Origin of the sequence: Streptomyces albidicamelliae (assembly GCF_025642175.1) — a bacterium.
Classification (GTDB): Bacteria; Actinomycetota; Actinomycetes; order Streptomycetales; family Streptomycetaceae; genus Streptomyces; species Streptomyces albidocamelliae.
This window is the reverse complement of sequence record NZ_CP106795.1, coordinates 6,450,852-6,476,104: the sequence shown is the minus strand read 5'-3', so window position 1 is coordinate 6,476,104 and position 25,253 is coordinate 6,450,852. Positions and strand designations below refer to the sequence as shown.

The following is a 25,253-nucleotide window of genomic DNA, read 5'->3' as shown; positions in this document are numbered from 1 at the left end:
CGCCCCGCAGGATGGCCGCGGCCGTGGACGGACACCTTCGCCGGCTCAGCGGCGTCGCACCCCGACGGACCGCCGCAGACGCCGTACCGCGGCGGCCAGTTCGGCTCCGGTGGCGCGGATGACGGCCGGGGACGGGGGGTCCGGCCGTAGGTCCGGTGCCGGGACGGTGGGCGCGGCCGACCACAGGGCGGTCTCGGCGTCCCGGGGGCCGTGGGCGGTGTACGCCACGGCGTCCGCGGCATCCGGTTCGGGGTCGCCGAAGGTCCGCACGGGGTGCGAGGCGTCCCAGGCCTGCCAGCCGGGGTCCCCGGTCTTCACGAAGCGCACCCAGGCCCCGTGCATCGCGTCGCACAACTCCTGCGCTGCGCCCTCCCCGGCCAGCTTCTTGGACTCGGGCACGTCACCGGTGTCGAAGACGAACCCCAGTTCCAGGGCGTGGCAGGCGCCGAGGCCGGGAAGGCCGGAGGGCCAGGCGAACTCGTAGAGCCAGGACTGGGCGGGGCGGGCGTCGGCGAGGCGGTGCAGCGGCAGGCGGAGCAGGTGGTCCGTGACCATCTGGCCGACGATCTCGGCGGCGCCGGCGCCGGGGCGCAGGGAACGGTAGCCGCGGGGCACTTCGTGGCCGGCGTGACAGCGGGCCATGGCCCCGGCCAGGGCGACCGGGCCGAGCCGGTCGACGTGGTCGAGCAGCCCGCCGGGCACCAGCCACAGCCGGTACTCGTCCCGGGTCCAGCCCATGAGGAGGTCGACGCCCGGTGCCGCCTCGCCGTCGAGCAGGGCCCGGAGCGGGTCGCGGGGCACGACGTCACCGTCGACGACGATGCCGAACGAGGGTCCGCCCAGCACCGGGCTGCTGAGCCGGCCGACCTCGGCCTGGGTGCGCAGCAGCAGGTCGCGGTCGACGGCGGCGAAGGCCTCGGCGGTGGCGGGGATCTTCAGCCGGGTGGCCATACGGCGCACCATGCGGCGCACCTTGTCCCGGTCCGCGGCCTCCGGCGCGCCGCTCTGCAGGACGGCCCGCCGGATCAGCCCCTGGGACCGAGGGGCGGCGAGCAGGGCGCCCGCGCTGATCGCGCCGGCCGACTGGCCGCCCAGGGTGATCCGGTCCGGGTCGCCGCCGAAGGCGGATATCGCCTCGTGCACCCAGGTCAGGGCGGCGAGCTGGTCGCGCAGGCCGGGGTTGGGGGGTGCGTCGGGGAAGAGTCCGTAGCCCTCGGTGCCCAGCCGGTAGTTGACCGACACGAAGACCACGCCGTCCCGGGCGAAGGTGCCGCCGTCGTACACGGGCACGGCCGACGAACCCCGGGTCAGGGCGCCGCCGTGCAGCCAGAGCAGGACCGGGAGCCGGGCGCCGGGGTCCGGGGCGGGCGTCCACACGTTGAGGTTGAGGCAGTCGTCGCCCGGGATCTCCGGGTCGGACAGGTAGTGGGCGAAGGCGTCGGAGTACGGCGGCTTGGGCGCGGTCGGCCCGAAGGCGACGGCCTCACGCGTGCCGTCCCAGGGCTCGGGCGGCTCGGGCGGGCGGAACCGCCGGGGGCCGAAGGGCGGGGCGGCGTACGGGATGCCCCGGAAGACGGCGACACCCTTCTCGTACCGGCCGCGCACCCTCCCGTGCGGCGTTCCGACCACGGGGCCCGCCTGGTCTGCCGTCATCGCCCACCAGCCCTTCGACGTGTCCGCGCACTCTCCTCGGTCACACCGGTGCACTGCCGCACCGTGCACAACAGAGCATCACAGTGGGCGCGGGTATTCCGGTGCACGGACCCCGTGCTGGGCCGTTCGAGGGACGTCGGCCCCCTCTGTGCGGACTTTCGAAGGTGACCCCGCACCCCGCAAGATCGTTTGCCGGGCATGAACCGCACCACGCGTACCGCAGCGGCCCTCGCCGGGACCGCAGTCGCTCTGGTCACGGCGTACGGCACGGCGCAGGCCGCCGACCATGTCCTCGCCCCGGGACAGCACCGCGCCACCGTGGCCGCGCCCGCCGGCGGGCAGGACCCGGAGGGGGACCGGCAGGACCGGCAGATCCGGGAGGACGTCGGGACGGGCGGGCACGGCCGCCCCGCCCCGGGTCAGGACTGAATGCGCGGACGGCCGGGCACCTCCCGCGCGGAGGTGCCCGGCCGTCGTCGTACGCGCTGGTCCGTCACGGAGCGGCCCGGTCAGTCCTCCGCGCCGCGTCCGGCCGCTCCCACCAGCGCCTCGACCACGTCCACGGCACTGCCGTCGTGGTCGCTGCCCGCGGTGCCGCTGCCGGTCTGGGCGTTGCCCGCGCGGTCGATCTCCAGGATCGAGTCCTGCTCCGAGTTGTCGACCACGGTCCGCGAGTTGTCGATGACGGTGATCACTCCGCCGGACGCGGCGGCCGGCACCGCACCGGAGGCGAGGAGCGCCGCCGCGCAGAGCGCGGCGGCCCCGATCCGGGGGACCGCACCCGTCACACGCCCACGCCCTCGGGGGCGAGCCGCTCGGGGGCGATGTTGCGTTCCAGCAGGCTGGTGGAGGCCTTCACCCCGATGCCGCTCGCGGGGTCCACCTCCGGCAGCCGGCCGTCGGCCGCCTTCAGACCGGAGAGCGCCGAGTCCATCGCCTCGTGCGCGGCGAACAGGCAGGGGGTGCTGTAGATCGCCACGTCGACGCCGAGGTCGGACAGTTCGCCGAGGGAGAGCCGGGGGGACTTGCCACCGGCGATCTGGTTGAACAGCAGCGGCTTGCCGCCCACCACCTCGCGGATGCGCTTGATCCACTCGACGCTGCGGACGCCGTCGACCAGGACCACGTCGGCGTCGGTCGCGGCGAGCCGCTCGGCGCGGTGCAGGATGTCGTGCTCGTCGGTGGCGTCCGTACGGGCGACGACGACCAGGTCCTTGCGCGTCTGCAGGACCTTGTCCAGCTTCTCCAGGTACTCCTCCAGCGGCAGCACCTGCTTGCCGTCGGCGTGCCCGCAGCGGCGCGGTCGCTTCTGGTCCTCCAGGATCACGCCGGAGGCGCCGATGCGTTCCAGCCCCTCGACGACGTGACAGGCGACCTCGGGGTCGACGTAGCCGTCGTCGATGTCGACCAGCAGGTGGTGGTACGGGAACGCGCCGCGCAGCCGCTGGACGAAGGCCACCATGTCCGGCCAGGCGATGAATCCGATGTCCGGCAGGCCGTAGTACGAGGCCGCGAACCCGAAGCCCGAGACGAACATCCCGTCGTAGTGCTTGGCCGCGATCGACGCCGAGTACATGTCGTACACGCCGATCAGCGGTGTGGTCCCGGGCCCGGCGATGCGCTCGCGCAGCTTCTTACCGTGGGTCAAGGTCCGGCTCCTTCTGTGGGTGGGTGACGCGGGTCGGGGTCGACCGCCGCGTCTCGACGCCCTTTACCAGGACAAGAGCATCCCTAGGTGATCGCGTGACCATCCACGGACGCCGGCTTTACTCACTCCAATGGTGGAGACGGTTCACCGCAGAAACGTCACTCGGCGAGCCGTCCCGCCCAGGCGGGGCCGCCTTCGGGGCGGGCGGGGACGCCCGGGGCAGGACAGGGGCCCGGCCCGCGCGCCGAGTACCGCGTCGCACACACGTCCGCCACCGCGCCGACGGCGCACCACTCGCGGACCCAGGTATTTGAACACGTTCAATCGCACCCCTAGGATCGGGGGCCTCACCGGCGCTCGAAGGAGGGGGCATGCGTCGCATGATGAGGGAGCTCCGTCATGGCCTGGAGCAGTTGGCGCGGTTCGGACTGGTCCAGGCGCGCTGCTGCGCCTTCGCCGTGGCACTGCTCGCGGGCATCGCCGGCTCCCGGCTCCTGCCCGAGCTGCCGGTGGCGCGCTACGACCTGGTGCTCGTCTACGGGGTGCTGCTCACCCTCGTCGCCCGCAAGGCCGGCTGGGAGACCCGCCGGGACACCGCGGTGATCGCCGTGTGCCACGTGCTGGGGCTGCTGTTCGAGCTGGTCAAGGTGCGCATGGGGTCGTGGAGTTACCCGGAGGACGCGCTCACCAAGGTCGCCGGGGTGCCGCTGTACGGCGGCTTCATGTACGCGGCGGTCGCGAGCTACGTGTGCCGGGCCCGGCGGCTGATGCGACTGCGCTTCACCCGCTACCGCGCCGCCGCCACGACCGTGGTGGCCGCCGCCGTCTACCTGAACTTCTTCACCCACCACTGGATGCCCGACCTGCGCTGGCCGCTCGCGCTGGCGATGGCCGCCGCGACCGCCGGGACCTGGGTCGGCTTCCGGGTGGGCGCCCACCGCTACCGTATGCCGCTCGCCGTCTCCTTCGTCCTGATCGGCTTCTTCCTCTGGGTCGCCGAGAACGCCGCCACCTGGGCCGGCGCCTGGAGCTATCCCCAGCAGCTCGCCGGCTGGCAGCCGGTACCGCTGAGCAAGTTCGGCGCCTGGTCCCTCCTGATCAGCGTGACGTTCGTACTGGTCGAGCACCTCGCGGCCACCGGGCCCGGCCGTACCGCCGGCCACCCCGGGGACGGGCCGCCCGCGGTGTCCGATTCCTTCAAGACCGGCTGATCCCCGCCCGCCTACGGTGGCCCCATGACTCCACGATTCGCCGTGATCGGCGTGGTCGCCTCCGACCTCGCCGCCTCGCTCGCCTTCTACCGCCGCCTCGGGCTGGTCTTCCCCGACGGCGCCGAGGACCAGCCACACGTCGAGGCCGAGTTGCCCGGCGGCCTGGTGCTCGCCCTGGACACCGAGGACACCGTCCGCTCCTTCCACTCCGGCTGGCGGCCCCCCGCCGGCGGCGGCCGGGTCGGGCTCGCCTTCCGGTGCGGCTCACCGGCCGAGGTCGACGCGCTCTACGAGGATCTGGTGAGCGCCGGCCATCACGGGGAGCTGAAGCCGTGGGACGCCTTCTGGGGGCAGCGGTACGCCACCGTGCACGACCCCGACGGCAACGGCGTGGACCTGTTCGCCCCGCTACCGGCCGCCGCCGAGTAGCCGCCCGAGCGGGCGGCCCGCCAAGTCCCTGACCTCACGCGCGAGGTGCGGCTGGTCCGCGTACCCGGCCCGGACGGCCGTCTCGGCGTACGGCAGCCCGGAGCGGGCCAGAGCCAGCGCGCGCTGCAGACGCAGGATGCGGGCGAGCGTCTTGGGCCCGTAGCCGAAGGCGCCGAGGCAGCGGCGGTGCAACTGACGTGCGCCCAGCTCCAGTTCGTCGGCCGTGCCGGCCACCGGGCGGCCCTCGTCCAGGCACTCCACCAGTCGGCGCAGCAGCGGGTCCGGAACGGCCGCCCACGCGCTCCGGTCCAGGGCGATTTCCTCCAGGGCCGTCGCGGCGTCGGGCGCGGCCTCGATCCGGTCCCGCAGCCGCCCGACCCGGGAGGCGGGCCACAGGTCCGCCAACTCCACCCGTCTGTCGCGCAGTTCGTGCGCGGGGACACCGAGCAGGGCCGGCGCGGTGCCGGGGAAGAAGCGGATGCCGGCCCAGGCCCGAGGCGGTCCGTCCGGGACATGGGCTCGGGTGTCCGGGCCCGCCACCAGCAGCCGGCCCTCGGTCCACAGCAGGTCCATGCAGCCGTCGGGAAGCACGGGCCGGGCACCCGTCCCGGCCGGGGTGTTGGTCCACACGACCGCCCCGGTCAGCCGCGACGCACGTTCCGCGTACACGGCTGCCAGCCTACGTCGGCACGCCGCCGGTGCGGGTCGCGCGGGGCGGACGGCACGGTCCCTCCCTTCCGTCATGCCTTCCCGTGCGTGACCGTCAGGAGCGGCCGGTCGCGGATATGGGCGCGCCGAACAGGGGCAGGCCGTGGCGGGCGCGGAACCGTCGGGCGTACACCGCGGTGACGACGGCGGCCAGGGCCAGCAGGGTGAGGGACTCGGCGCGGGCGAGGAGGGGACGGTTCCGGCAGCAGCCCCGGAACGAAGGCCGGGAACGAGCCCCCGTACCGCCGTTCAGGCCCGGCCGGCCGTGCCGGTGCCCGCGCGGTGCTCCTGGGGGCTGACGCCGTACACCCGCTTGAAGGCGGTGGAGAGGGCGAACGGGCTGCTGTAGCCGACCTGGCGGGCGATGGTGTCGAGCGTGAGGTCGGTGTCGCGGAGCCGGTCGGCGGCGAGGGCGAGCCGCCAGCCGGTCAGGTAGGACATCGGCGGCTCCCCCACGAGGCCGGTGAAGCGGCGGGCCAGCGCCGCGCGGGACACCCCGGCCTCGGCGGCGAGCGCGGCGACCGTCCACGGACGCGCCGGATCGTCCTGGAGCAGGCGCAGCACGGGGCCGACGACCGGGTCCGCCAGGGCGCGGTACCAGGCGGGCGCCGCCGAGTCCGGGCGGGAGAACCACGCCCGCAGGGAGCTGATCAGGAGCAGGTCGAGCAGCCGGTCCAGGACCACCTCCTGGCCGGGCTCGTCGCGGACGATCTCCTCGGTCAGCAGCGGGGTGAGCGGGCAGGACCACAGCTCGTCCGCCAGGGTCAGCAGCGGCGGCAGCGCGTCGAGCAGGCGGCCGCTGATCTCGCCGCGCAGGAGATAGGTGCCGATCAGCATCATCGTGCCCGCGTCGGGGCGGTCGCCCCAGGTGCGCACGCCGAGGTCCATGGAGCCGTTCAGGGAGCCGCCGTCGGGATACCGGCACTCGCCGCCGGGCAGGATCAGCGCCTGCGGGGCGGTGTCCGGGGCGTCGCCGCAGGTGTAGGACAGCGGGCCGCGCGCGATCGCCAGGTCCCCCGGGCCGAGCCGCACCGGACCGCCGCCGGCGTCGTGGGTGATCCAGCAGCTGCCGCGCGCCATGAGCATCACCGTCAGCGGCGCCTCGTCCGCCACGCGCACGGCCCACGGCGGGTCGAAGCAGGCGCGGATCATGAAGGCGCCCCGCGCGCGTGGACCGTCCAGCAGGCCGGCGAGTGCGTCCATGGGGGGCAGCGTAGACGCACGCTCCGGGCGCCGCGGACGCACGCCGGAGGCCGGGCGGACACAGGAAGCCCGCGTGGACGCGGGAAGGCCGCGCGGTGGCCCGCTCACGGGGACGAGCGGCCCGGCCATGTCCGTGGGCCGCGGCGTCCGGCGCGTGGCCGGACCGGCCGGACCGGCCCGTACGGGTCACCTCTCCGGATGCGTCGCGTCCCCCGTGCCGCCGCCTGACTTGTGGGAGTGGTGCGGGTTCTTCGCGTGGGTGCGCAGGCGGGCGGTCACGTCCGTCGGGGGCAGGAAGCGGGACCAGCGCTCGGGGAACTCGGAGGGCATGTCCGGGTCGTCGGGGTCGGTCTCGCGGCCGGCCGCCGTACGGGCCACGTACTCGGCGACCTGGGCCTCCCGGATGCGGTCGTTCGCCTCGCGGGCGGCGGCCGTGGCCGCGGCGGGCCAGACCCGGTCGATCGCGGCGTTCACCGCGGCGCCGACGAGGACCGCGAAGGCGGACACACCGATCCACAGGAGGACGGCGACGGCGGCGGCGAGCGAGCCGTAGATGGTGGCGCCCTCGATGGTGCTCGTGAGGTAGATGCGGAGCAGGAAGCTGCCGAGGACCCACATGGCCAGGGCCACCAGAGCCCCGGGCACGTCCTCGATCCAGGGAGAGCGGACCGGCACCGACACGTGGTACAGCGTGGTCAGGAAGACGATGGACAGGACCATCACGACCGGCCAGTACAGGACCTGGACGACCGTCTCCGACCAGGGCACCACACGCACCACCGCGTCCGGTCCGGCGACCATCAGCGGCAGCGCCACCGAGCCGATCAGCAGCGCCACGATGAACAGCAGGAAGGCCATGATCCGGGTCTTGACGATGCCCCGGACGCCGTCGAGGCCGTACATGACCGTGATCGTGTCGATGAAGACGTTGACCGCGCGCGAGCCCGACCACAGGGCGAACAGGAAGCCGATGGAGATGACGTCGGGCCGGCCGCCCCGCATCACGTCGTGCAGGATCGGCTCCGCGATGTCCTTCACGCCCTTGTCGGACAGCACCGTGTGCGAGGCGACCAGAAGGTTGGTCTCCAGGCTGTGGATGGTGTCCGCGCCGGTCCAGTCGTCGACGTAGCCGAGCAGCCCGATGAGGCTCAGCAGCAGCGGCGGCACGGACAGCAGCGTGAAGAACGCCGCCTCCGCCGCCAGGCCCAGGATGCGGTACTCCATGCAGGAGTCGACGGTGTCCTTGAGCAGCAGCCAGGCGGTCCTGCGCTTGGAGACGTTCCGGTAGAGGGCTCTGGCCCGGTGGAGCCGGCCGGCGGGCCGCTCTGGGGATTCACTTGCTGGCTGCACGTCCTAACGGTATCCGCCGTACCGGGCCGCCCTCACCTTCCGGGGGCGATCACCGGTCCGGGCATCGGGTTCCGGGCGTCGTGCAGCTCCGGGGTCATCACCGCCGCCGTCCCGGGTAGGTTCGCAGTCATGGCAGGCACCCCCACCCACACCGTGACGAACCAGCCGCCCCCGCTGGCCGGCTACGACGTCTTCGCGGCCGACCGGGCCCTCGTCGACGCGGTCGAGCGGTACACCGACCCGGGCGTGCTGGACGAGGTGCGCGCCGAGCTGTCCGCGCTCGGCCGGGCCTCCGGCTCCGCACAGCTCCAGGAGTGGGCGGTGCAGGCGAACGAGCACCCGCCCCGGCTGCGCACCCACGACCGGTACGGCCACCGGATCGACGAGGTCGACTTCCACCCGGCCTGGCACCGGCTGCTCGGCAAGGGCGTCTCGGCGGGCCTGACCGGGGCCTGGTCCCGGCCGGCCGGGCACGTGCGGCGGGCGGCGGGTTTCCTGGTGTGGACGCAGGTCGACGCGGGCAACTGCTGCCCGCTGTCGATGACCCACGCCGCCGTGCCCGCGCTGCGCGCCGATCCGGAGTTGGCCGCCGAGTGGGAGCCGCGGCTGGCGTCCACGATCTACGACCGCGAGCTGCGGCCCGCCGGACAGAAGCCCGGGGCCGTCCTCGGTATGGGCATGACCGAGAAGCAGGGCGGCAGCGACGTACGGGCGAACACCACCGAGGCGCGGCCCCTGGCCGAGGCCGGCACCTACGTGCTGACCGGGCACAAGTGGTTCTGCTCGGCCCCCATGTCGGACGCCTTCCTGGTGCTCGCGCAGGCCCCGGGCGGGCTCACGTGCTTCCTCGTGCCGCGCGTCCTGGACGACGGCACCCGCAACGTCTTCCGGCTCCAGCGGCTGAAGGACAAACTGGGCAACCGCTCCAACGCCTCCGCCGAGGTGGAGTTCGACGGCACCTGGGCGCGCCGGGTCGGCGAGGAGGGTCAGGGGGTGCGGACCATCATCGGGATGGTCTCCGCGACCCGGCTGGACTGCGCGCTCGGTTCCGCGGGCCTGATGCGGCAGGCGGTGGCGCAGGCGGTCCACCACAGTGCCCATCGCGAGGCGTTCGGCGGGCGGCTGATCGACAAGCCGCTGATGCGCAACGTGCTCGCCGACCTCGCGCTGGAGTCCGAGGCCGCGACGGCGCTCGCGCTCCGGCTCGCCGCCGCGTACGACGACGGCGGCGAGCGGGAGCGCGCCTTTCTGCGGCTCGCGGTGCCGGCCGCGAAGTACTGGATCACCAAGCGCTGCGCGCCGCTGGCCGTCGAGGCCGCCGAGTGCCTGGGCGGCAACGGCTACGTCGAGGAGTCGGGCCTGCCCCGCCTGGTGCGCGAGTCGCCGCTGAACTCCGTCTGGGAGGGCGCCGGGAACGTGCAGGCGCTGGACGTGCTCAGGGCGCTGCGGCGGGAGCCGGGCGCGCTCGACGCGTGCCTCACGGAGATCGGGCGGGCGCACGGCGCCGACCACCGTCTCGACCGGGCGGTGAAGGACCTGTTCACCGAGCTCGCCGACCTGGACGGCATCGAGGGCCGGGCCCGGCGGCTGGTGGAACGGCTCGCGCTGGTCCTCCAGGGTTCGCTGCTGGTGCGGCACGCGCCCCCGGCGGTCGCCGACGCGTTCTGCGCGTCCCGGCTGGGCGGTGACCACGGCGCGTCCTTCGGCACCCTGCCGGCGGGCCTGGACCTCGCGGCGGTGGTGGAACGGGCCCGGCCGGTCTCCTGAGCGGGCGCGTGCACCCGCTTGTCCACCGAACCCCCGGTGAGGGTGGTGCTGCGCCGACACGGCACCACCCCCACCACGTGGGCCCCTTGAAGCCCGCGGACGCACGAGGCGTCAGGTCAAGTCTCAGCCACCCCGCATCGGGGCACCAGGGTTGCAAGGGGTTGCAACTTGTGGGCGCACGTGCGCGGAGTGTGTGCCTCCGTCCTGCTCGCGACGGCACTATGAGAGGCGGAGCCGGACCGGAATCCGCCGCCCGGACGGCTTGACAAGCGTGTTCGATGCGTCCCCCGGGAGGGCCCCAGTGGTGAACTCGCCCATGAACGTGGCGCGTCTGGCCGCCGTGGACGCGGCGCGGGCGGCGCGGGTGCTGAGCGAGGTGCGCGAGGCGACCCTCGCCGGGCAGCCTGCGCGGATCGCGCCCCGGCCGGTGATCGAGCAGTCCTGGGAGCGGATGCTGCGCAGCGGCGTCGATCCCGACCACGACTCCAGGTCCGCGCCGCTGCCCTCCGAGGAAGTGCGGCGCAGGCGTGAGGAGTCACCGCTCAGGCATGTCCTGCCCGTGCTGCGCCAGGGGCTGCTTTCGGTCGCGGACGTCGCCCACCACATCATGGTGGTCGCGGACGCCGAGGGGCGCGTGCTGTGGCGGGAGGGCTCGCGTCCGGTGCTGCGCAAGGCGGACGGACTCGGTTTCGAACTGGGCGCGGACTGGCGGGAAGACGTCGTCGGCACCAACGGCGTGGGCACCCCGGTGGTCGTACGGCGGCCCGTCCAGGTGTTCGCCGGCGAGCACTTCGTCCGCTCGCACACCTCGTGGACGTGCACCGGCGCCCCGATCACCGATCCCAGGGACGGCACGCTGATCGGGGTCGTGGACGTCAGCGGCCCGCTGGAGACCATGCATCCGGCGACCCTGGCCTGGGTGGACTCGGTGGCCAAGCTGGCGGAGGCGCGACTGCGGGAACTCCACGGTGCTTCGCTGGAGCGGCTGCGGGTGGTCGCGGCGCCCGTGCTGGCCCGGCTGGAGGGACGGGCGCTGGTGGTGGACCGGGACGGCTGGGTCGCCGCGGTGACCGGGATGCCGTACGTGCGGCGGGTCGCGCTGCCCACGTCGTGTACGCCGGGCCGGCGGTGGCTGCCCGCGCTGGGTTCGTGCGCGGTGGAGCCGTTGGCCGGGGGCTGGCTGCTGCGGGCGGCCGACGAGCCGCTCGCCACCGCCGCCACCCGGATCGTGCTGGACCTCGCCCGGCCGGGCCGCTGCGTGCTGACCGTGGAGGCCGCCGCGGGTTCCTGGTCCCGGGAAGTGAGCCCGCGGCACGCCGAGTTGCTGTTCCTGCTCACCGAACACCCGTCCGGGCGCGGGGCGGCGGGCCTGGCCGGCGACCTGTTCGGGGACACCTCCCGGACGGTGACCGTACGGGCGGAGATGTCGCGAATCAGACGGTATCTGGGGGAACTTCTGCAGCATCGGCCCTACCGGTTCGGCGGCACCGGAGAGGTCGTCGTCCTGCTCCCCGACGACCCGCGTGACCTGCTGCCCCGGTCGACGGCGCCCGCGGTGGTACGGCGGCGGACGGGCCCGGCGCCGGTCCGGCGGGCGCTCCCCTGACACCCCGGGCAGGCGCTCCGTGCGTGTGTCTTCCGCATATTTGCGGGGTCTTCGCCCTGCGCGGCCCGTTACTGCCGTAGAGTCCCCTACGGGCCTCCCCACCTGCTCCTCGGTCAACGTACGGACCATCAGGCGCAGTTGGCCCGCCTCGGGAGGAGACATGAAGCATCGCGGCAGACACCGCCGACGCAGACGGGGCGCGGCGCTCCGCGCGGTCCTGACCGGGACCGCGCTGGCGCTCACCGCGGCCGCCACCATGATCAGTGTGTCCCAGGCCGACGTGACCGACGACCCGGGTGCGCTCAAGCCGCTCACCTCAGCCGCGGACACCGGCAGGCTCCAGCTCCGGGAGCACCTGGTCCCGGCCCGTACGCTCGACCGGCTCTCCGCCGCGATGGGCCGCCCGGTCGGCGTGGACGGGGTGCTCGGGAACGCGGAGCGCGCGATGCGGGAGGGCCCGGCCTGCTCCGCCGACGACCGCGCCTCCCTGCCCGTGGCCCCGGCCGCCACCCGCGCCTACTGCTGGGACGATGCCGACGCCGCGTCCGCCGACTGGCGGCCGGCCTCGGTGACCGGCTCCGGGGACGCCGACGACGACGGCGTCTGGGGCACCCACCGCGCCCTGGTGGCCGGCTGGACCCACAGCACCACCACCGGCCGTCCCGCCGAGCGGGGACTCGCCCGGGTCGCCCTCGTCGACGCCGACGACCCCGACCACCTCACCTACGACTGGGTGCTGCTGGTCGTCCCGGTCCAGGGCGGCCGGGACTACCGGGGCCTGGCATCCGGCATCTCCGGCCTGGTCTGGTACCAGGACAAACTGCTGGTGACCACCAGGACCGGCAGCGCGGACGCGCTCTACGTCTACGACCTCGACCGCATCCAGCGCACCACGATCGACGCCACCGCGATCGGCCGGGTGCCCGGCGGCTGGTCCGCCGACGGCTACCGGTACGTACTGCCCGCGGTCGGCTCGTACCGCTTCACCTCCGGCCGCTGCACGGCGGCCGGGGCGCCCTGCCCGGGTGCCCTCGCCCTCGACCGCGGTACGGCCCCCGACAGCCTGGTCGCCGCGGAGTGGACCGCACCCGACGGCGACCGGCGGGCCCGGCTGTGGCGGTACGCGTTCAGCGCCGATCCCGCCCGCGCCGGGCTGCTCGCGACGGACGCCGCGGGGCGGGCCGACGCGGTGGAGGCGTACCGGACCGGGACCTCCGGCATCCGGGGGGTGCTGTCGTACCGGCAGCCCGGGGCGAAGCTGCCGTCCTGGTATGTGGGACACCTGCCCGGTTCGCGGGACGGACACGGCGGGCTGTGGCGACAGGACACGAAGGGAGCGCGGGCGGCACAGTGCGGCGCGGACTCCTCGCACCGCTGCTGGGCGCGGGAGGCCGGCTCCCTCTCCTACTGGCAGGAGACCGGCGAGGTGTGGTCGCTGTCGGACCGGATGCTCTTCTCCCTGCCCCTGGCGACCCTCGACCGCTCACTGCGGTGACCCCGGGCGGCCCGGGTGCCGTCCGGCCCGGGTGAGCGGTGCGCGGCCGCCGTGACCTGCGCACCTGCGCGCCCGGCGTGACCTGGTCGATCGACAGACGGGCCGGCGGGATGATTCCCTGGCCCGCATGAGCAGCGTCCCTGTCACCACCTGGTCCCTGGAGCAGACGTCCCCGTCCGACCTCCTGCCGGCCGCCGCCCCGGAGGGCGACGTCAGGATCGTCCGCGCCGAGGTCCCCTCCCCCGAGTTCAGCCGCTTCCTGTACGCCTCGGTCGGCGGCGACATCCGGTGGACGGACCGGCTCGGCTGGAGCCACGCGCGGTGGCGGGAGCACCTGGAGCGGCCCGGCGTGGAGACCTGGGTGGCGTACGACCGGGGCACCCCGGCCGGTTACGTCGAACTGGAGGCACAGGGCGAGGGCGTCGTCGAGATCGTCTACTTCGGTCTGCTGCCCGCCTCCCGCGGCCGGCGCATCGGCGGCCATCTGCTGTCGTACGGCACGGCCCGCGCCTGGGACCTGGCCGAGCGGTGGCCCGGGCGTACGCCGACCAAGCGGGTGTGGCTGCACACCTGCAGCAAGGACGGCGAGTACGCGATGGACAACTACCAGCGGCGCGGCTTCACGCTGTTCGACACCAAGGTGGAACTGGAGCCCGAGATCGCCACGCCCGGCCCGTGGCCCGGCGCATACCCCGCCTGACCTGCCGGGACAAGTCTCCCGACAGCACATGTGAGCGACGACACCCTTGTTCCACATTTCGGGACAAGGGTGTCCGCATCTTGGACGAAGCTGGACTGTGTCCAGATCGCCGTGACAGGCTTCCGCCATGCCTGGAACTGGAATTGCCTTGGTGAGTCGGCGGCACGTCGACCTCGGCCGCATGTCCAGCGCCATCTGTCCGGCGAGCTGAGCCTCCAGCACCGCCGAGAACCCGGGTTTCCCGAACTTCCTGCCCGCGCAAGGACGCGCACGCGTGCGCGCATGCCCGTATATGCAGGTCAGAGCCGCTTTCCCCTGTCCCGAAGGACGTACCAACCATGGCCGCCACCCCACAGAACCCTGCCGCCTCCGCGCCCCGCCGCAAGGTGAGCCGTCACCGCGGCGAGGGTCAGTGGGCAGCGGGGCACTTCACCCCGCTCAACGGCAACGAGCAGGTCAAGAAGGACGACGACGGTCTCAATGTGCGGACACGCATTGAGACGATCTACTCCAAGCGTGGTTTCGACTCGATCGACCCGAGCGACCTGCGCGGCCGGATGCGCTGGTGGGGGCTGTACACCCAGCGCAAGCCCGGGATCGACGGCGGCAAGACCGCGATCCTGGAGCCGGAGGAGCTGGACGACGAGTACTTCATGCTCCGGGTCCGCATCGACGGCGGCGCGCTCACGACCCGGCAGCTGCGGGTGATCGGGGAGATCTCGCAGGAGTTCGCGCGCGGTACGGCGGACATCACCGACCGGCAGAACGTGCAGTACCACTGGATCCGGATCGAGGACGTGCCGGAGATCTGGGACCGGCTGGAGGGTGTGGGCCTGTCCACGGTCACGGCCTGCGGCGACACCCCGCGCGTGATGATCGGCTCGCCGGTCGCGGGCATCGCCGAGGACGAGATCATCGACGCGACCCCGGCGCTGGAGGAGATCAAGCGCCGCGTCCTGAACAACCCGGCGTACTCGAACCTCCCGCGCAAGTTCAAGACGGCCATCTCGGGTTCGCCGCTGCTCGACGTGGTGCACGAGATCAACGACGTGGCGTTCGTCGGCGTCCGGCACCCCGAGCACGGCCCGGGCTTCGACGTGTGGGTCGGCGGCGGTCTGTCCACCAACCCCAAGCTCGGTGTGCGGCTCGGCGCATGGGTGCCGATCGACGAGGTCCCGGACGTCTACGAGGGCGTCATCTCGATCTTCCGCGACTACGGCTACCGCCGCCTGCGCAACCGCGCCCGGCTGAAGTTCCTCGTCGCCGACTGGGGCGCGGAGAAGTTCCGTCAGGTGCTGCAGGACGAGTACCTCCGGCGCGAACTGGTCGACGGGCCCGCCCCCGAGCAGCCGAGCCGGCAGTGGCGCGACCACATCGGCGTGCACCGGCAGAAGGACGGCCGGTTCTACGTCGGTTTCGCGCCGCGCGTGGGCCGCGTCGACGGCGCCACCCTCACCAAGGTCGCCAACCTCGCCGAGGCGCACGGCTCCGGCCGGGTCCGCACCACCGTCGAGCAGAAGATGATCGTCCTCGACGTCGAGGAGGACCAGGTCGATTCGCTGGTCGAGGGCCTGGAGGCGCTGGACCTCACCGCCCGCCCGTCCACCTTCCGGCGCGGCACGATGGCCTGCACCGGCATCGAGTTCTGCAAGCTCGCCATCGTCGAGACCAAGCAGCGCGGTGCCCAGCTGATCGACGAACTGGAGCGCCGGCTGCCGGGCTTCGAGGAGCCGATCACCATCAACCTCAACGGCTGCCCGAACGCCTGCGCCCGCATCCAGGTGGCGGACATCGGTCTCAAGGGCCAGCTCGTCCTCGACGAGCGGGGCGAGCAGGTCGAGGGCTACCAGGTCCACCTCGGCGGCGCGCTCGGCCTGGAGGCGGGCTTCGGCCGCAAGGTCCGCGGTCTGAAGGTCACTTCGGACGAGCTGCCCGACTACATCGAGCGGGTCCTGAAGCGTTTCCAGGCGGAGCGCGAGGACGGCGAGCGGTTCGCCACCTGGACCGCGCGTGCTTCCGAGGAGGCCCTGTCGTGAGCGAGCGGGCCGCGCCCTTCTTCTGCCCCTACTGCGGCGACGAAGACCTGCGTCCGAACGAGCAGGGCCACGGCGCCTGGGAATGCGGGGCGTGCAACCGCGCCTTCCAGCTGAAGTTCCTCGGGCTGCTCGCCCGGGGCCTGCAGCGAGCCGACGACGGAGGGGACGAGCACATATGACGACCGCTCAGGACCAGCGCACCGACGACGAGTTGCAGCAACTCGCCGAGCAGGCCGGCCGCGACCTGGAGGACGCCTCCGCCCTGGAGATCCTGCGGTGGGCGGTGGACACGTTCGGCAGCGGATTCTGCGTCACCTCCTCGATGGAGGACGCCGTGGTCGCCCACCTCGCCTCGCGCGTACTCAAGGGCGTCGACGTCGTCTTCCTCGACACCGGCTACCACTTCCCGGAGACCATCGGCACCCGGGACGCCGTGGCGGCGGTGATGGACGTCAACGTCATCACCCTCACGCCGCGGCAGACCGTCGCCGAGCAGGACGCCGAGTACGGGCCGAAGCTGCACGACCGCGATCCGGACCTGTGCTGCGGGCTCCGCAAGGTGCGGCCGCTGGAGGAGGGCCTCAAGGGCTACCGGGCGTGGGCGACCGGCCTGCGCCGCGACGAGTCCCCGACCCGGGCGAACACCCCCGTGGTCGGGTGGGACGAGAAGCGGCGGAAGGTCAAGATCTCCCCGATCGCCCGCTGGACCCAGGACGACGTGGACGCGTACGTCGCGGAACACGGCGTGCTGACCAACCCCCTGCTGACGGACGGCTACGCGTCCGTCGGCTGCGCCCCGTGCACCCGCAGGGTCCTGGAGGGCGAGGACGCGCGTGCCGGCCGCTGGGCGGGGCGCAACAAGACCGAGTGCGGGCTGCACGGATGACCGACGAGCGGATTCAGGAGAACCACGTGACGACCGGAGCCACCGTCTGGCTCACGGGTCTGCCGAGCGCCGGCAAGACCACCATCGCGTACGAGCTGGCGGGCCGGCTGCGTGCCGAGGGCCACCGGGTCGAGGTGCTCGACGGCGACGAGATCCGCGAGTTCATCTCGGCGGGGCTCGGCTTCTCGCGCGAGGACCGGCACACCAACGTGCAGCGCATCGGCTTCGTCGCCGAACTGCTGGCCCGCAACGGCGTCAAGGCGCTGGTGCCGGTGATCGCGCCGTACACGGACAGCCGGGACGCGGTGCGCAAGCGGCACGAGGAGAACGGGACGCCGTACCTGGAGATCCATGTGGCGACCCCGGTCGACGTGTGCAGCGAGCGCGATGTGAAGGGGCTGTACGCCAAGCAGGCCGCGGGCGAGCTGTCCGGGCTCACCGGGGTGGACGACCCGTACGAGGAGCCGGAGACGCCCGATCTGCGGATCGAGTCGCAGCACCAGACGGTGCGGGAGTCCGCCGCGTCCGTGCACGCGCTGCTGAGCGAGAGGGGACTGGCATGACCACGGCCTTCAAGGCGGAGGAAGGCACGGAGAGCCCGTACGCGCTCTCGCACCTGGACGCGCTGGAGTCCGAGGCGGTCCACATCTTCCGTGAGGTGGCGGGCGAGTTCGAGAACCCGGTGATCCTGTTCTCCGGTGGCAAGGACTCCATCGTCATGCTGCACCTCGCGCTCAAGGCGTTCGCCCCGGCGGCGGTGCCCTTCTCCCTGCTGCACGTGGACACCGGGCACAACTTCCCCGAGGTGCTGGAGTACCGGGACCGGGTGGTCGCCGCCCATGGTCTGCGCCTGCATGTGGCCTCCGTACAGGACTACATCGACCGCGGTGTGCTCAAGGAGCGCCCCGACGGCACCCGCAACCCGCTCCAGACGCTCCCGCTGACGGAGAAGATCCAGAGCGAGCGGTTCGACGCCGTCTTCGGCGGCGGCCGCCGGGACGAGGAGAAGGCCCGCGCCAAGGAGCGCGTGTTCTCCCTGCGCGACGAGTTCTCCCAGTGGGACCCGCGTCGCCAGCGCCCGGAGCTGTGGAACCTCTACAACGGCCGGCACGCCCCGGGCGAGCACGTCCGGGTCTTCCCGCTGTCGAACTGGACCGAGCTGGACGTGTGGCAGTACATCGCCCGCGAGGACATCGAGCTGCCGCAGATCTACTTCGCGCACGAGCGCGAGGTGTTCGCGCGGGCCGGCATGTGGCTGACCGCGGGCGAGTGGGGCGGCGCCAAGGACGGTGAGACCGTCGAGCGGCGCCTGGTCCGCTACCGGACCGTCGGCGACATGTCCTGCACCGGCGCGGTCGACTCCGACGCCACCACGCTGGACGCCGTCATCGCCGAGATCGCCGCCTCCCGGCTCACCGAGCGCGGCGCGACCCGCGCCGACGACAAGCTCTCCGAGGCCGCGATGGAAGACCGCAAGCGCGAGGGGTACTTCTAAGCATGAGCACCACCACGACCGAGGCGCTCTCGGCCACCACGCTGCTGCGGTTCGCCACCGCCGGCTCCGTCGACGACGGCAAGTCCACGCTGGTCGGACGGCTGCTGCACGACTCCAAGTCGGTCCTCGTCGACCAGCTGGAGGCCGTGGAGCGGGCCTCCGCGAGCCGCGGACAGGACGCCCCCGACCTCGCGCTGCTCACCGACGGCCTGCGTGCCGAGCGGGAGCAGGGCATCACGATCGACGTGGCGTACCGCTACTTCGCCACGCCCCGCCGCCGTTTCATCCTGGCCGACACCCCCGGTCATGTGCAGTACACGCGCAACATGGTCACGGGCGCGTCCACCGCGGAGCTGACGGTCGTCCTGGTCGACGCCCGCAACGGCGTGGTCGAGCAGACCCGGCGGCACGCGGCCATCGCCGCCCTCCTGCGGGTCCCGCACGTCGTCCTCGCCGTCAACAAGATGGACCTCGTCGGCTACGAGGAGGGCGTCTTCGCGACGATCGCCCAGGAGTTCACGGCGTACGCGACCGAGCTGGGCGTCCCGGAGGTCACCGCGATCCCGATCTCGGCGCTCGCCGGCGACAACGTCGTGGAGCCGTCCGCGAACATGGACTGGTACGGCGGCCCGACCGTGCTGGAGCACCTGGAGACGGTGCCGGTCAGCCACGACCTGGCGCACTGCCACGCGCGGCTGCCCGTGCAGTACGTGATCCGGCCGCAGACCGCCGAGCACCCGGACTACCGTGGCTACGCGGGCCAGATCGCGGCCGGCACCTTCCGCGTCGGCGACCGGGTCACGGTCCTCCCGTCCGGCCGGACGACGACGGTCTCCGGCATCGACCTGCTGGGCACGCCGGTCGACGTGGCCTGGACGACCCAGTCGGTGACCCTCCTGCTGGAGGACGACATCGACGTCTCGCGCGGCGACCTGATCGTGCCGACGAAGGACGCGCCGGCCACCACGCAGGACGTGGAGGCGACCGTCTGCCATGTCGCGGACGCCCCGCTCACCGTCGGCCACCGGGTCCTGCTCAAGCACGGCACCCGCACGGTCAAGGCGATCGTGAAGGACATCCCGTCCCGGCTGACGCTCGACGACCTGTCCCTGCACCCGCACCCGGGCCGGCTCGCCGCCAACGACATCGGCCGGGTGAAGATCCGTACCGCGGAGCCGCTGCCGGTCGACGCCTACGCCGACTCACGCCGCACGGGCTCCTTCATCCTCATCGACCCGAACGACGGCACCACGCTCACCGCGGGCATGGTCGGCGAGTCGTTCGCGGCCCCCGAGCCCGTCAAGGACGAGGCCGGGGACGACGGGTGGGACTTCTGACCATGAACATCACCGACTACTGGTCCACGTTCGCGAAGGAGGGCGGCCGCGTCGGCAGCGGTGCGCTCGGCAGCGGACAGGGCGGAGTGGCGCGATGTGCGTGCTGACGTACGCGCACTGCCCGCGCGCCCTGACCCCCCACAGCCGTAGACGAAGACCTGCCGACCTCCCGGCCACGACCTGAAAGACCGTGACCGCCGGGCCTCCGAGAGGAACACCTCCCGTGCCTGCCACACAAGCGTTCCGCCGTACCCTCGCGGTGATAGCCGCGCTCCCTCTTCTCACCCTCGCCGCCTGCGGTTACGGCTCCGAGGCAAAGGACGACGACACCGCCAAGGTCGCCGCCGGGGCGAAGAAGATCGACGGTCTCGACTCCGTCAAGATCGGCTACTTCGGCAACCTGACGCACGCCACCGCGCTGGTCGGTGTGCAGAAGGGCATCTTCCAGAAGGAACTGGGAGCCACCGAGGTCGAGCCCGCGACCTTCAACGCCGGCCCGTCCGAGATCGAGGCGCTGAACTCCGGGTCCATCGACATCGGCTGGATCGGCCCCTCCCCCGCGATCAACGGCTTCACCAAGTCGGGCGGCAAGAGCCTGAAGATCATCGGCGGTTCCGCCTCGGGCGGCGTGAAGCTCGTGGTGAACCCGAAGAAGATCAAGACCCTGAAGGACGTCGAGGGCAAGCGGATCGCCACCCCGCAGCTGGGCAACACGCAGGACGTGGCCTTCCTCAACTGGGCCGCCGAGCAGGGCTGGAAGGTCGACGCGCAGAGCGGCAAGGGTGACGTGACGGTCGTCCGCACCGACAACAAGATCACCCCGGACGCCTACAAGTCGGGGTCGGTCGACGGTGCCTGGGTGCCGGAGCCGACCGCGTCGAAGCTGGTCGCCGAGGGCGGCAAGGTGCTGCTGGACGAGTCGTCGCTGTGGCCGGACAAGAAGTTCGTGATCACGAACATCATCGTGCGGCAGGCCTTCCTCAAGGAGCACCCGAAGGCGGTCGAGGCCGTCCTGAAGGCGTCGGTCGAGACCAACAAGTGGATCAACGCCAACCCGGACGAGGCGAAGGCCGCCGCGAACAAGCAGCTGGAGTCGGACTCCGGCAAGGCCCTGCCGGCCGACGTCCTCGACCCGGCGTGGAAGTCGATCCGCTTCACCGACGACCCGCTGGCGTCCACGCTCCACACCGAGGCGGACCACGCGGTCAAGGCCGGTCTGCTGGAGAAGCCGAACCTGAACGGGATCTACGACCTCACGCTCCTCAACAAGGTCCTGAAGGCCGAGGGCGCGAGCGCGGTCGGCGACGCCGGTCTCGGCAGCTGACACGGATCCGACGAGTTCCCAGGAGGTGACGACCATGGCCACGACCACGACTCTCACCAAGGCCGCCGAGTCGGTCGAGTACGCGGCACGCCTTGAGCACGTCTCGAAGTCCTTCGCGACCCCGGCGGGGCAGCAGCTCGTGCTGGACGACATCAGCATCGATGTCGCGCCGGGTGAGTTCGTCACCCTCCTGGGGGCCTCGGGCTGTGGCAAGTCCACGCTGCTCAACCTGGTGGCCGGCCTCGACCGGCCCACCGCGGGTGCCATCCGCACGGACGGCCGCCCGGCCCTGATGTTCCAGGAGCACGCCCTCTTCCCGTGGCTGACCGCGGGCAAGAACATCGAACTCGCCCTGAAACTCAGGGGGGTGCCGAAGAACGAGCGGCGCGGCAAGGCCGAGGAGCTGCTCGAACTCGTCCGGCTGCGGGGCGCGTACGGCAAGCGCGTCCACGAGCTGTCGGGCGGTATGCGCCAGCGGGTGGCGCTGGCCCGAGCGCTGGCCCAGGAGAGCCAGATCCTGCTGATGGACGAGCCGTTCGCGGCGCTGGACGCCATCACCCGGGACGTGCTGCACGACGAGCTGACCCGGATCTGGCAGGAGACGGGTCTGTCGGTCCTGTTCGTCACGCACAACGTGCGCGAGGCGGTGCGGCTCGCCCAGCGGGTCGTCCTGCTGTCCTCCCGTCCGGGCCGGATCGCGCGCGAGTGGACGGTCGACATCCCGCAGCCGCGCCGCATCGAGGACGCGCCCGTGGCCGAACTGTCCCTTGAGATCACCGATGTACTGCGTGGGGAGATCCGCCGTCATGGCCAGCACTGAGACGAAGCCGGGCCAGGACGCGGGGAGCGTCGAGGCGGGCCTGGACGCACTGGAGACGGCGGCCACCGGGCGGCCGACCCTGCGGCACACCCTCGTCAACAAGGTCCTCCCGCCGGTCATCGCGATCGCGGTGGTCCTGGTGGTCTGGTCCCTGCTCTACCCGGTCGTCGACGACCCGACCAAGCTGCCCTCGCTGTCGGCGGTGGGGCACGCGTTCCAGGACGCCTGGGTGCAGGGCAATCTGCTCGGCTACATCTGGACCAGCGTCTCGCGCGGTCTGCTGGGCTTCTTCTTCGCGCTGCTCATCGGCACCCCGCTGGGACTGCTGGTGGCGCGGGTGAGGTTCGTGCGCGCGGCCATCGGCCCGATCCTGTCCGGTCTGCAGTCGCTGCCCTCGGTGGCGTGGGTGCCGCCGGCCGTGATCTGGCTGGGCCTGGACAACTCCATGATGTACGCGGTGATCCTGCTCGGCGCGGTCCCCTCGATCGCCAACGGGCTGGTGTCCGGTGTCGACCAGGTCCCGCCGCTGTTCCTGCGCGCCGGCCGCACGATGGGCGCGACGGGCGTCAAGGGCGTCTGGTACGTCACCCTTCCCGCGGCGCTGCCCGGTTACGTGGCGGGCCTGAAGCAGGGCTGGGCGTTCTCCTGGCGGTCGCTGATGGCCGCCGAGATCATCGCCCAGTTCCCCGATCTGGGCGTGGGCCTCGGCCAGTTGCTGGAGAACGCCCGCACCGCGAGCGACATGGCCATGGTGTTCGAGGCGATCCTGCTCATCCTGTTCGTGGGCATCGCCATCGACCTGTTGATCTTCAGTCCGCTGGAGCGGTGGGTGCTGCGCAGCCGCGGTCTGCTGGTGAAGAGCTGATCACCGTGCACACGAAGCCCGTTCTCCTCGTCGTCGCCCACGGCAGCCGCGATCCCCGGCACGCCGCGACCGTGCACGCCCTCGTGCGGCGGGTGCGGTCGATGCGGCCGGGGCTGCGCGTGGAGACCGGCTTCCTGGACTTCAACGTCCCCTCGGTGCCGGGGGTGCTGGAGTCGCTGGCGGCGGAGGGCGTGCGGGACGTCGTCGCCCTGCCGCTGCTGCTGACCCGCGCCTTCCACGCCAAGGCAGACATCCCCGCCGTGCTGCGGGAGGCGCCGGCGCGGCTGCGGATCCGGCAGGCTGAGGTGCTCGGCCCGTCCCCGCTGCTGGTCTCGGCGCTGGAACGGCGCCTGTACGAGGCGGGTCTGACGCCCGCCGACAAGTCCTCGACCGGGGTCGTGCTGGCCTCGGCGGGGTCCTCCGACCCGGAGGCGAGCGCAGTGATCGCCGACATCGCGCGGGAGTGGTGGCACACCGGTTGGTGCGCCGTGCGGCCTGCGTTCGCCTCCGCATCCCTTCCGCGCACCGAGGACGCCGTACGGGAGCTGCGCGCTCTCGGCTGCGAGCGGGTGGCCGTCGCGCCGTACGTCCTGGCGCCCGGCTTCCTGCCGGACCGCATCGCGCGGGGCGCGGCCGGGGCGGACGTGCTCGCGGATGTGCTGGGCCCGCGCCGGAGGTGGCGCGGGTGCTGCTGGAACGCTACGACGCGGCCCGCCGGCCGGTCCTCGCGGCGCTCGGCGCCTGATCCCGGCCGCCGCGCCCGGTGCGGCTGCGGCCGGTCACAGACCGAGGGCGTGCGTGAGGTGCTGGGTGTAGGTGAGGCTGCCGGTCCCGGCCGCCGCCCGGATGGCGACCACCTCCAGCGCGGTGCGGATACGGCCGCGGTTGGGCGGCAGGCCGTCCTCGGCGGACAGCGCCAGCTCGCGCTGGATGACCTCGCCGTGGCCGACGAGCGCCGGGTACTCGGCGTGCAGGGTCTCGGTGAGCCGGTCGGCGGTGTGCATCAGGCTTTCGAGGTCCAGGGCGTAGGGGTCGGCGGTGCTGCCCGGATCACCGAAGCCGGCCGGTCCGTTGACATGTCCGAAGTTGTACGTGCTCATGTCCTGTCCTCGCTTCTGGTCCTGGGGCTTCGGTCCTGAGCGGCCGTGGCGGGCTCGGGTCCGGATTCGGGCGGGCGGTGCCGGGGGCCGACGTTACCGATGCCGGGGGTCCGGGTACGGGCGTCCGGTGCGGCCTTGACGTGCGCCTTGACGGACGCCGTGACATGCGCCTCGACGCGCGGCCCGGACGGGGAGGAAGGTCCGACGGGTCGCGTCGGGCGCGTTTTCGCGATCACGGTGCCACGGACGGCCGCACGCACGCCAAGTGGGCCGAAAACCGCCACCCGTCCGAGTGACGACGGTCCGTTGACCGGCGGCCGGAGGCCTGCGCGGCGGGCATGTGCCGCCGCCGCACTGAGGCAGGGGCCCGCCCGTCGCCTTCATCCGTCTCCCCTCCGGCTGTTCCGCGCGCTCCAGACTAGGGAGCGGCTACGGATTTCTCGCGGAGTTCGGCGACCCGGGCCTATCGGGGGCGGCGCCGTGGTAACGGCCCCCGCGGTCCGGCGTTCCCCTGTGACGTCGGACCGCGGTGGCTCTTGGTTCTGCGCCGGACACGCCCCGTGTGTCACAGGCGGAGCGGGGTGTCCGGGCTCGATGGACGTTTATCGGCCAACCCCGGTCCGGGCGGCTTCGGGCCCCCCGGGGGGCGGCTCAGCGGCCGGTGTCCGCGGGGCCGATGTCGATGGCGCGCAGGCGTTCCGGGTCCGCCGTGATGTCAATGCCGGTGATCAGACCCTCCGTGCCGAAGGTGAAGGCCAGGACCAGGCGCGGGTGTCCGCGCTCCGCCATGACCAGGCCGATCCGGCCGTCCAGCAGGGCGACCCCGGTGAGCCGGGCCCGGGCCACGGCGGCCATGGCTCCCCGGGCGACGGGCTCGGCGCCCTGGACGGTGAGCGGTTCGGGTGTGGGCACCACCAGGGCGTCGGCGCGCAGCACCACGTCCGGGGCGAGCAGGGCGAACAGTGCCGTGAAGTCGCCGCCGCGGGTGGCCGCCAGGAACGCCTCGACGGCCTCACGGCGGCGGCCCGCGCCGGCGGTGGGCACGGGTTCCCGGCCCCGGACCCGGCGCCGGGCGCGGCTGGCCAGTTGCCGGGTGGCGGCCGGGTTCCGGTCGATCAGCGGGGCGATCTCCTCGAACGGCACCGCGAACATGTCGTGCAGCACGAAGGCGACCCGCTCGGCGGGGCTCAGGGCGTCGAGGACGACCAGCAGCGCGATGCCGACCTCGTCGGCCAGCAGTGCCTCACGGGCCGGGTCGCCTGACTCGGTGACGGCCGCGGCCGGGGAGTCGTGGGCGTCGAGGGCGTCCTCGCGACGGTTGCGGCGGGCCCGCAGCAGGTTCAGGCAGACGCGGGTGACGACGGTGGTCAGCCAGCCGGTGAGGTTGCCGACCTCGCCGGTGTCGGCCTGCCGGGCCCGCAGCCAGGCCTCCTGCAGCGCGTCGTCGGCCTCGGTGGCCGACCCGAGCAGCCGGTAGGCCACGGCCGTGAGGTGCGGCCGGTCCGCCTCGAACCGCGCGGCCAGCCGCTGCCCGGCGTCCCCCGTGAAGTCGTCCACCCGTTTCCCGTCCTCCCCTGTGCCCGCCGGCCCCGAGCGGCCGCGCGCCCCGGACGGGGCCCA

25 protein-coding genes and 1 pseudogene are annotated in these 25,253 nt (G+C 73.0%); 18 read left to right on the top strand and 8 right to left on the bottom strand.

The window, feature by feature from the left end; all coding sequences use genetic code 11:
* Positions 1–45: 45 nt before the first annotated feature.
* Positions 46–1,653, bottom strand: a complete 1,608-nt coding sequence (locus tag N8I86_RS29310; RefSeq protein ID WP_263279078.1) for a carboxylesterase/lipase family protein — start codon at positions 1,651–1,653, stop codon at positions 46–48.
* Between the two features lie 198 nt (positions 1,654–1,851).
* Between N8I86_RS29310 and N8I86_RS29305 the strand changes: the two genes are divergently transcribed.
* Positions 1,852–2,082, top strand: a complete 231-nt coding sequence (locus tag N8I86_RS29305) for a hypothetical protein (RefSeq protein ID WP_263279077.1) — start codon at positions 1,852–1,854, stop codon at positions 2,080–2,082.
* An 80-nt stretch (positions 2,083–2,162) separates the two neighbouring features.
* On the opposite strand, the gene N8I86_RS29300 is transcribed toward N8I86_RS29305, so the two are convergent.
* Both N8I86_RS29300 and N8I86_RS29295 read right to left on the bottom strand, forming a co-directional pair.
* The gene (locus N8I86_RS29300) at positions 2,163–2,441 is read right to left on the bottom strand and encodes a hypothetical protein (protein WP_263279076.1); all 279 of its coding nucleotides are present in this window, start codon (positions 2,439–2,441) and stop codon (positions 2,163–2,165) included.
* Entirely contained in the window at positions 2,438–3,301 is an 864-nt protein-coding gene (locus N8I86_RS29295; RefSeq protein WP_263279075.1) for an isocitrate lyase/PEP mutase family protein, read from the bottom strand. Before N8I86_RS29295 ends, N8I86_RS29300 begins: the two co-directional genes overlap by 4 nt.
* A 371-nt stretch (positions 3,302–3,672) precedes the next feature.
* Here N8I86_RS29295 and N8I86_RS29290 point away from each other — a divergent pair, with 371 nt between their 5' ends.
* Entirely contained in the window at positions 3,673–4,512 is an 840-nt protein-coding gene (locus tag N8I86_RS29290) for a DUF817 domain-containing protein (protein ID WP_404830841.1), read from the top strand.
* 24 nt (positions 4,513–4,536) lie between these two features.
* Entirely contained in the window at positions 4,537–4,941 is a 405-nt protein-coding gene (locus tag N8I86_RS29285; protein WP_073897297.1) for a VOC family protein, read from the top strand.
* On the opposite strand, the gene N8I86_RS29280 is transcribed toward N8I86_RS29285, so the two are convergent.
* From N8I86_RS29280 to N8I86_RS29270, 3 genes are all read right to left on the bottom strand, one after another.
* A complete protein-coding gene (locus tag N8I86_RS29280; protein ID WP_263279074.1) occupies positions 4,921–5,610 on the bottom strand; it encodes a helix-turn-helix domain-containing protein in 690 nt (229 codons plus the stop codon). The two genes, N8I86_RS29285 and N8I86_RS29280, sit on opposite strands and share 21 nt — an antisense overlap.
* A gap of 288 nt (positions 5,611–5,898) precedes the next feature.
* On the bottom strand, positions 5,899–6,852 hold the full coding sequence (locus N8I86_RS29275; RefSeq protein WP_263279073.1) for an AraC family transcriptional regulator: 954 nt from the start codon (positions 6,850–6,852) through the stop codon (positions 5,899–5,901).
* Positions 6,853–7,038: 186 nt separating this feature from the next.
* A complete protein-coding gene (locus N8I86_RS29270; protein ID WP_198960477.1) occupies positions 7,039–8,202 on the bottom strand; it encodes a YihY/virulence factor BrkB family protein in 1,164 nt (387 codons plus the stop codon).
* 129 nt (positions 8,203–8,331) lie between these two features.
* Between N8I86_RS29270 and N8I86_RS29265 the strand changes: the two genes are divergently transcribed.
* The 15 genes and pseudogenes from N8I86_RS29265 (at position 8,332) to N8I86_RS29200 (ending at position 23,278) form a co-directional block, all read left to right on the top strand.
* On the top strand, positions 8,332–9,969 hold the full coding sequence (locus N8I86_RS29265; RefSeq protein WP_073897303.1) for an acyl-CoA dehydrogenase family protein: 1,638 nt from the start codon (positions 8,332–8,334) through the stop codon (positions 9,967–9,969).
* Positions 9,970–10,285: 316 nt separating this feature from the next.
* On the top strand, positions 10,286–11,575 hold the full coding sequence (locus tag N8I86_RS29260; RefSeq protein WP_185091735.1) for a GAF domain-containing protein: 1,290 nt from the start codon (positions 10,286–10,288) through the stop codon (positions 11,573–11,575).
* A gap of 160 nt (positions 11,576–11,735) precedes the next feature.
* Positions 11,736–13,070, top strand: a complete 1,335-nt coding sequence (locus N8I86_RS29255; RefSeq protein ID WP_123440093.1) for a hypothetical protein — start codon at positions 11,736–11,738, stop codon at positions 13,068–13,070.
* Positions 13,071–13,197: 127 nt separating this feature from the next.
* Positions 13,198–13,770: a GNAT family N-acetyltransferase gene (locus N8I86_RS29250; protein ID WP_073897309.1), complete on the top strand. Its 573-nt coding sequence runs from the start codon at positions 13,198–13,200 to the stop codon at positions 13,768–13,770.
* A 127-nt stretch (positions 13,771–13,897) separates the two neighbouring features.
* A complete protein-coding gene (locus N8I86_RS39090; RefSeq protein ID WP_310739661.1) occupies positions 13,898–13,981 on the top strand; it encodes a putative leader peptide in 84 nt (27 codons plus the stop codon).
* A gap of 127 nt (positions 13,982–14,108) precedes the next feature.
* Positions 14,109–15,806: a nitrite/sulfite reductase gene (locus N8I86_RS29245; RefSeq protein WP_263279072.1), complete on the top strand. Its 1,698-nt coding sequence runs from the start codon at positions 14,109–14,111 to the stop codon at positions 15,804–15,806.
* Positions 15,803–15,985: a hypothetical protein gene (locus N8I86_RS29240; RefSeq protein ID WP_073897313.1), complete on the top strand. Its 183-nt coding sequence runs from the start codon at positions 15,803–15,805 to the stop codon at positions 15,983–15,985. Before N8I86_RS29245 ends, N8I86_RS29240 begins: the two co-directional genes overlap by 4 nt.
* Positions 15,982–16,692, top strand: a complete 711-nt coding sequence (locus N8I86_RS29235; RefSeq protein ID WP_123440091.1) for a phosphoadenylyl-sulfate reductase — start codon at positions 15,982–15,984, stop codon at positions 16,690–16,692. Before N8I86_RS29240 ends, N8I86_RS29235 begins: the two co-directional genes overlap by 4 nt.
* Positions 16,689–17,255, top strand: coding sequence for an adenylyl-sulfate kinase (gene cysC, locus N8I86_RS29230; protein WP_073897317.1), 567 nt, complete (start codon positions 16,689–16,691; stop codon positions 17,253–17,255). The genes N8I86_RS29235 and cysC overlap by 4 nt, the downstream gene beginning before the upstream one ends.
* Entirely contained in the window at positions 17,252–18,187 is a 936-nt protein-coding gene (cysD, locus tag N8I86_RS29225) for a sulfate adenylyltransferase subunit CysD (RefSeq protein ID WP_073897319.1), read from the top strand. The genes cysC and cysD overlap by 4 nt, the downstream gene beginning before the upstream one ends.
* A gap of 2 nt (positions 18,188–18,189) precedes the next feature.
* Positions 18,190–19,524, top strand: a complete 1,335-nt coding sequence (locus N8I86_RS29220; protein WP_263279071.1) for a sulfate adenylyltransferase subunit 1 — start codon at positions 18,190–18,192, stop codon at positions 19,522–19,524.
* A gap of 223 nt (positions 19,525–19,747) precedes the next feature.
* Positions 19,748–20,848: an aliphatic sulfonate ABC transporter substrate-binding protein gene (locus tag N8I86_RS29215; RefSeq protein ID WP_073897325.1), complete on the top strand. Its 1,101-nt coding sequence runs from the start codon at positions 19,748–19,750 to the stop codon at positions 20,846–20,848.
* 34 nt (positions 20,849–20,882) lie between these two features.
* The gene (locus N8I86_RS29210; RefSeq protein WP_073897327.1) at positions 20,883–21,668 is read left to right on the top strand and encodes an ABC transporter ATP-binding protein; all 786 of its coding nucleotides are present in this window, start codon (positions 20,883–20,885) and stop codon (positions 21,666–21,668) included.
* The gene (locus N8I86_RS29205; protein ID WP_263279070.1) at positions 21,655–22,533 is read left to right on the top strand and encodes an ABC transporter permease; all 879 of its coding nucleotides are present in this window, start codon (positions 21,655–21,657) and stop codon (positions 22,531–22,533) included. The genes N8I86_RS29210 and N8I86_RS29205 overlap by 14 nt, the downstream gene beginning before the upstream one ends.
* Positions 22,534–22,538: 5 nt before the next feature.
* Positions 22,539–23,278, top strand: a pseudogene (locus N8I86_RS29200) (sirohydrochlorin chelatase).
* 34 nt (positions 23,279–23,312) lie between these two features.
* Here the strand turns inward: N8I86_RS29200 and N8I86_RS29195 are convergent.
* Both N8I86_RS29195 and N8I86_RS29190 read right to left on the bottom strand, forming a co-directional pair.
* The gene (locus N8I86_RS29195) at positions 23,313–23,633 is read right to left on the bottom strand and encodes a hypothetical protein (protein WP_123440088.1); all 321 of its coding nucleotides are present in this window, start codon (positions 23,631–23,633) and stop codon (positions 23,313–23,315) included.
* 651 nt (positions 23,634–24,284) lie between these two features.
* Positions 24,285–25,190, bottom strand: coding sequence for a sigma-70 family RNA polymerase sigma factor (locus N8I86_RS29190; RefSeq protein ID WP_263279069.1), 906 nt, complete (start codon positions 25,188–25,190; stop codon positions 24,285–24,287).
* Between the last annotated feature and the right edge of the window lie 63 nt (positions 25,191–25,253).

Bases quoted from the DNA above. Each gene is read 5' to 3' on its own strand.
- N8I86_RS29210 (WP_073897327.1), top strand. From the start codon at position 20,883: ATGGCCACGACCACGACTCTCACCAAGGCCGCCGAGTCGGTCGAGTAC.
- N8I86_RS29255 (WP_123440093.1), top strand. From the start codon at position 11,736: ATGAAGCATCGCGGCAGACACCGCCGACGCAGACGGGGCGCGGCGCTC.
- N8I86_RS29285 (WP_073897297.1), top strand. From the start codon at position 4,537: ATGACTCCACGATTCGCCGTGATCGGCGTGGTCGCCTCCGACCTCGCC.
- N8I86_RS29310 (WP_263279078.1), bottom strand. From the start codon at position 1,653: ATGACGGCAGACCAGGCGGGCCCCGTGGTCGGAACGCCGCACGGGAGG.
- N8I86_RS29205 (WP_263279070.1), top strand. From the start codon at position 21,655: ATGGCCAGCACTGAGACGAAGCCGGGCCAGGACGCGGGGAGCGTCGAG.
- N8I86_RS29275 (WP_263279073.1), bottom strand. From the start codon at position 6,852: ATGGACGCACTCGCCGGCCTGCTGGACGGTCCACGCGCGCGGGGCGCC.
- cysC (WP_073897317.1), top strand. From the start codon at position 16,689: ATGACCGACGAGCGGATTCAGGAGAACCACGTGACGACCGGAGCCACC.
- N8I86_RS29245 (WP_263279072.1), top strand. From the start codon at position 14,109: ATGGCCGCCACCCCACAGAACCCTGCCGCCTCCGCGCCCCGCCGCAAG.
- N8I86_RS29195 (WP_123440088.1), bottom strand. From the start codon at position 23,633: ATGAGCACGTACAACTTCGGACATGTCAACGGACCGGCCGGCTTCGGT.
- N8I86_RS29220 (WP_263279071.1), top strand. From the start codon at position 18,190: ATGAGCACCACCACGACCGAGGCGCTCTCGGCCACCACGCTGCTGCGG.
- cysD (WP_073897319.1), top strand. From the start codon at position 17,252: ATGACCACGGCCTTCAAGGCGGAGGAAGGCACGGAGAGCCCGTACGCG.
- N8I86_RS29250 (WP_073897309.1), top strand. From the start codon at position 13,198: ATGAGCAGCGTCCCTGTCACCACCTGGTCCCTGGAGCAGACGTCCCCG.
- N8I86_RS29235 (WP_123440091.1), top strand. From the start codon at position 15,982: ATGACGACCGCTCAGGACCAGCGCACCGACGACGAGTTGCAGCAACTC.
- N8I86_RS29290 (WP_404830841.1), top strand. From the start codon at position 3,673: ATGCGTCGCATGATGAGGGAGCTCCGTCATGGCCTGGAGCAGTTGGCG.
- N8I86_RS39090 (WP_310739661.1), top strand. From the start codon at position 13,898: ATGCCTGGAACTGGAATTGCCTTGGTGAGTCGGCGGCACGTCGACCTC.
- N8I86_RS29260 (WP_185091735.1), top strand. From the start codon at position 10,286: ATGAACGTGGCGCGTCTGGCCGCCGTGGACGCGGCGCGGGCGGCGCGG.
- N8I86_RS29265 (WP_073897303.1), top strand. From the start codon at position 8,332: ATGGCAGGCACCCCCACCCACACCGTGACGAACCAGCCGCCCCCGCTG.
- N8I86_RS29305 (WP_263279077.1), top strand. From the start codon at position 1,852: ATGAACCGCACCACGCGTACCGCAGCGGCCCTCGCCGGGACCGCAGTC.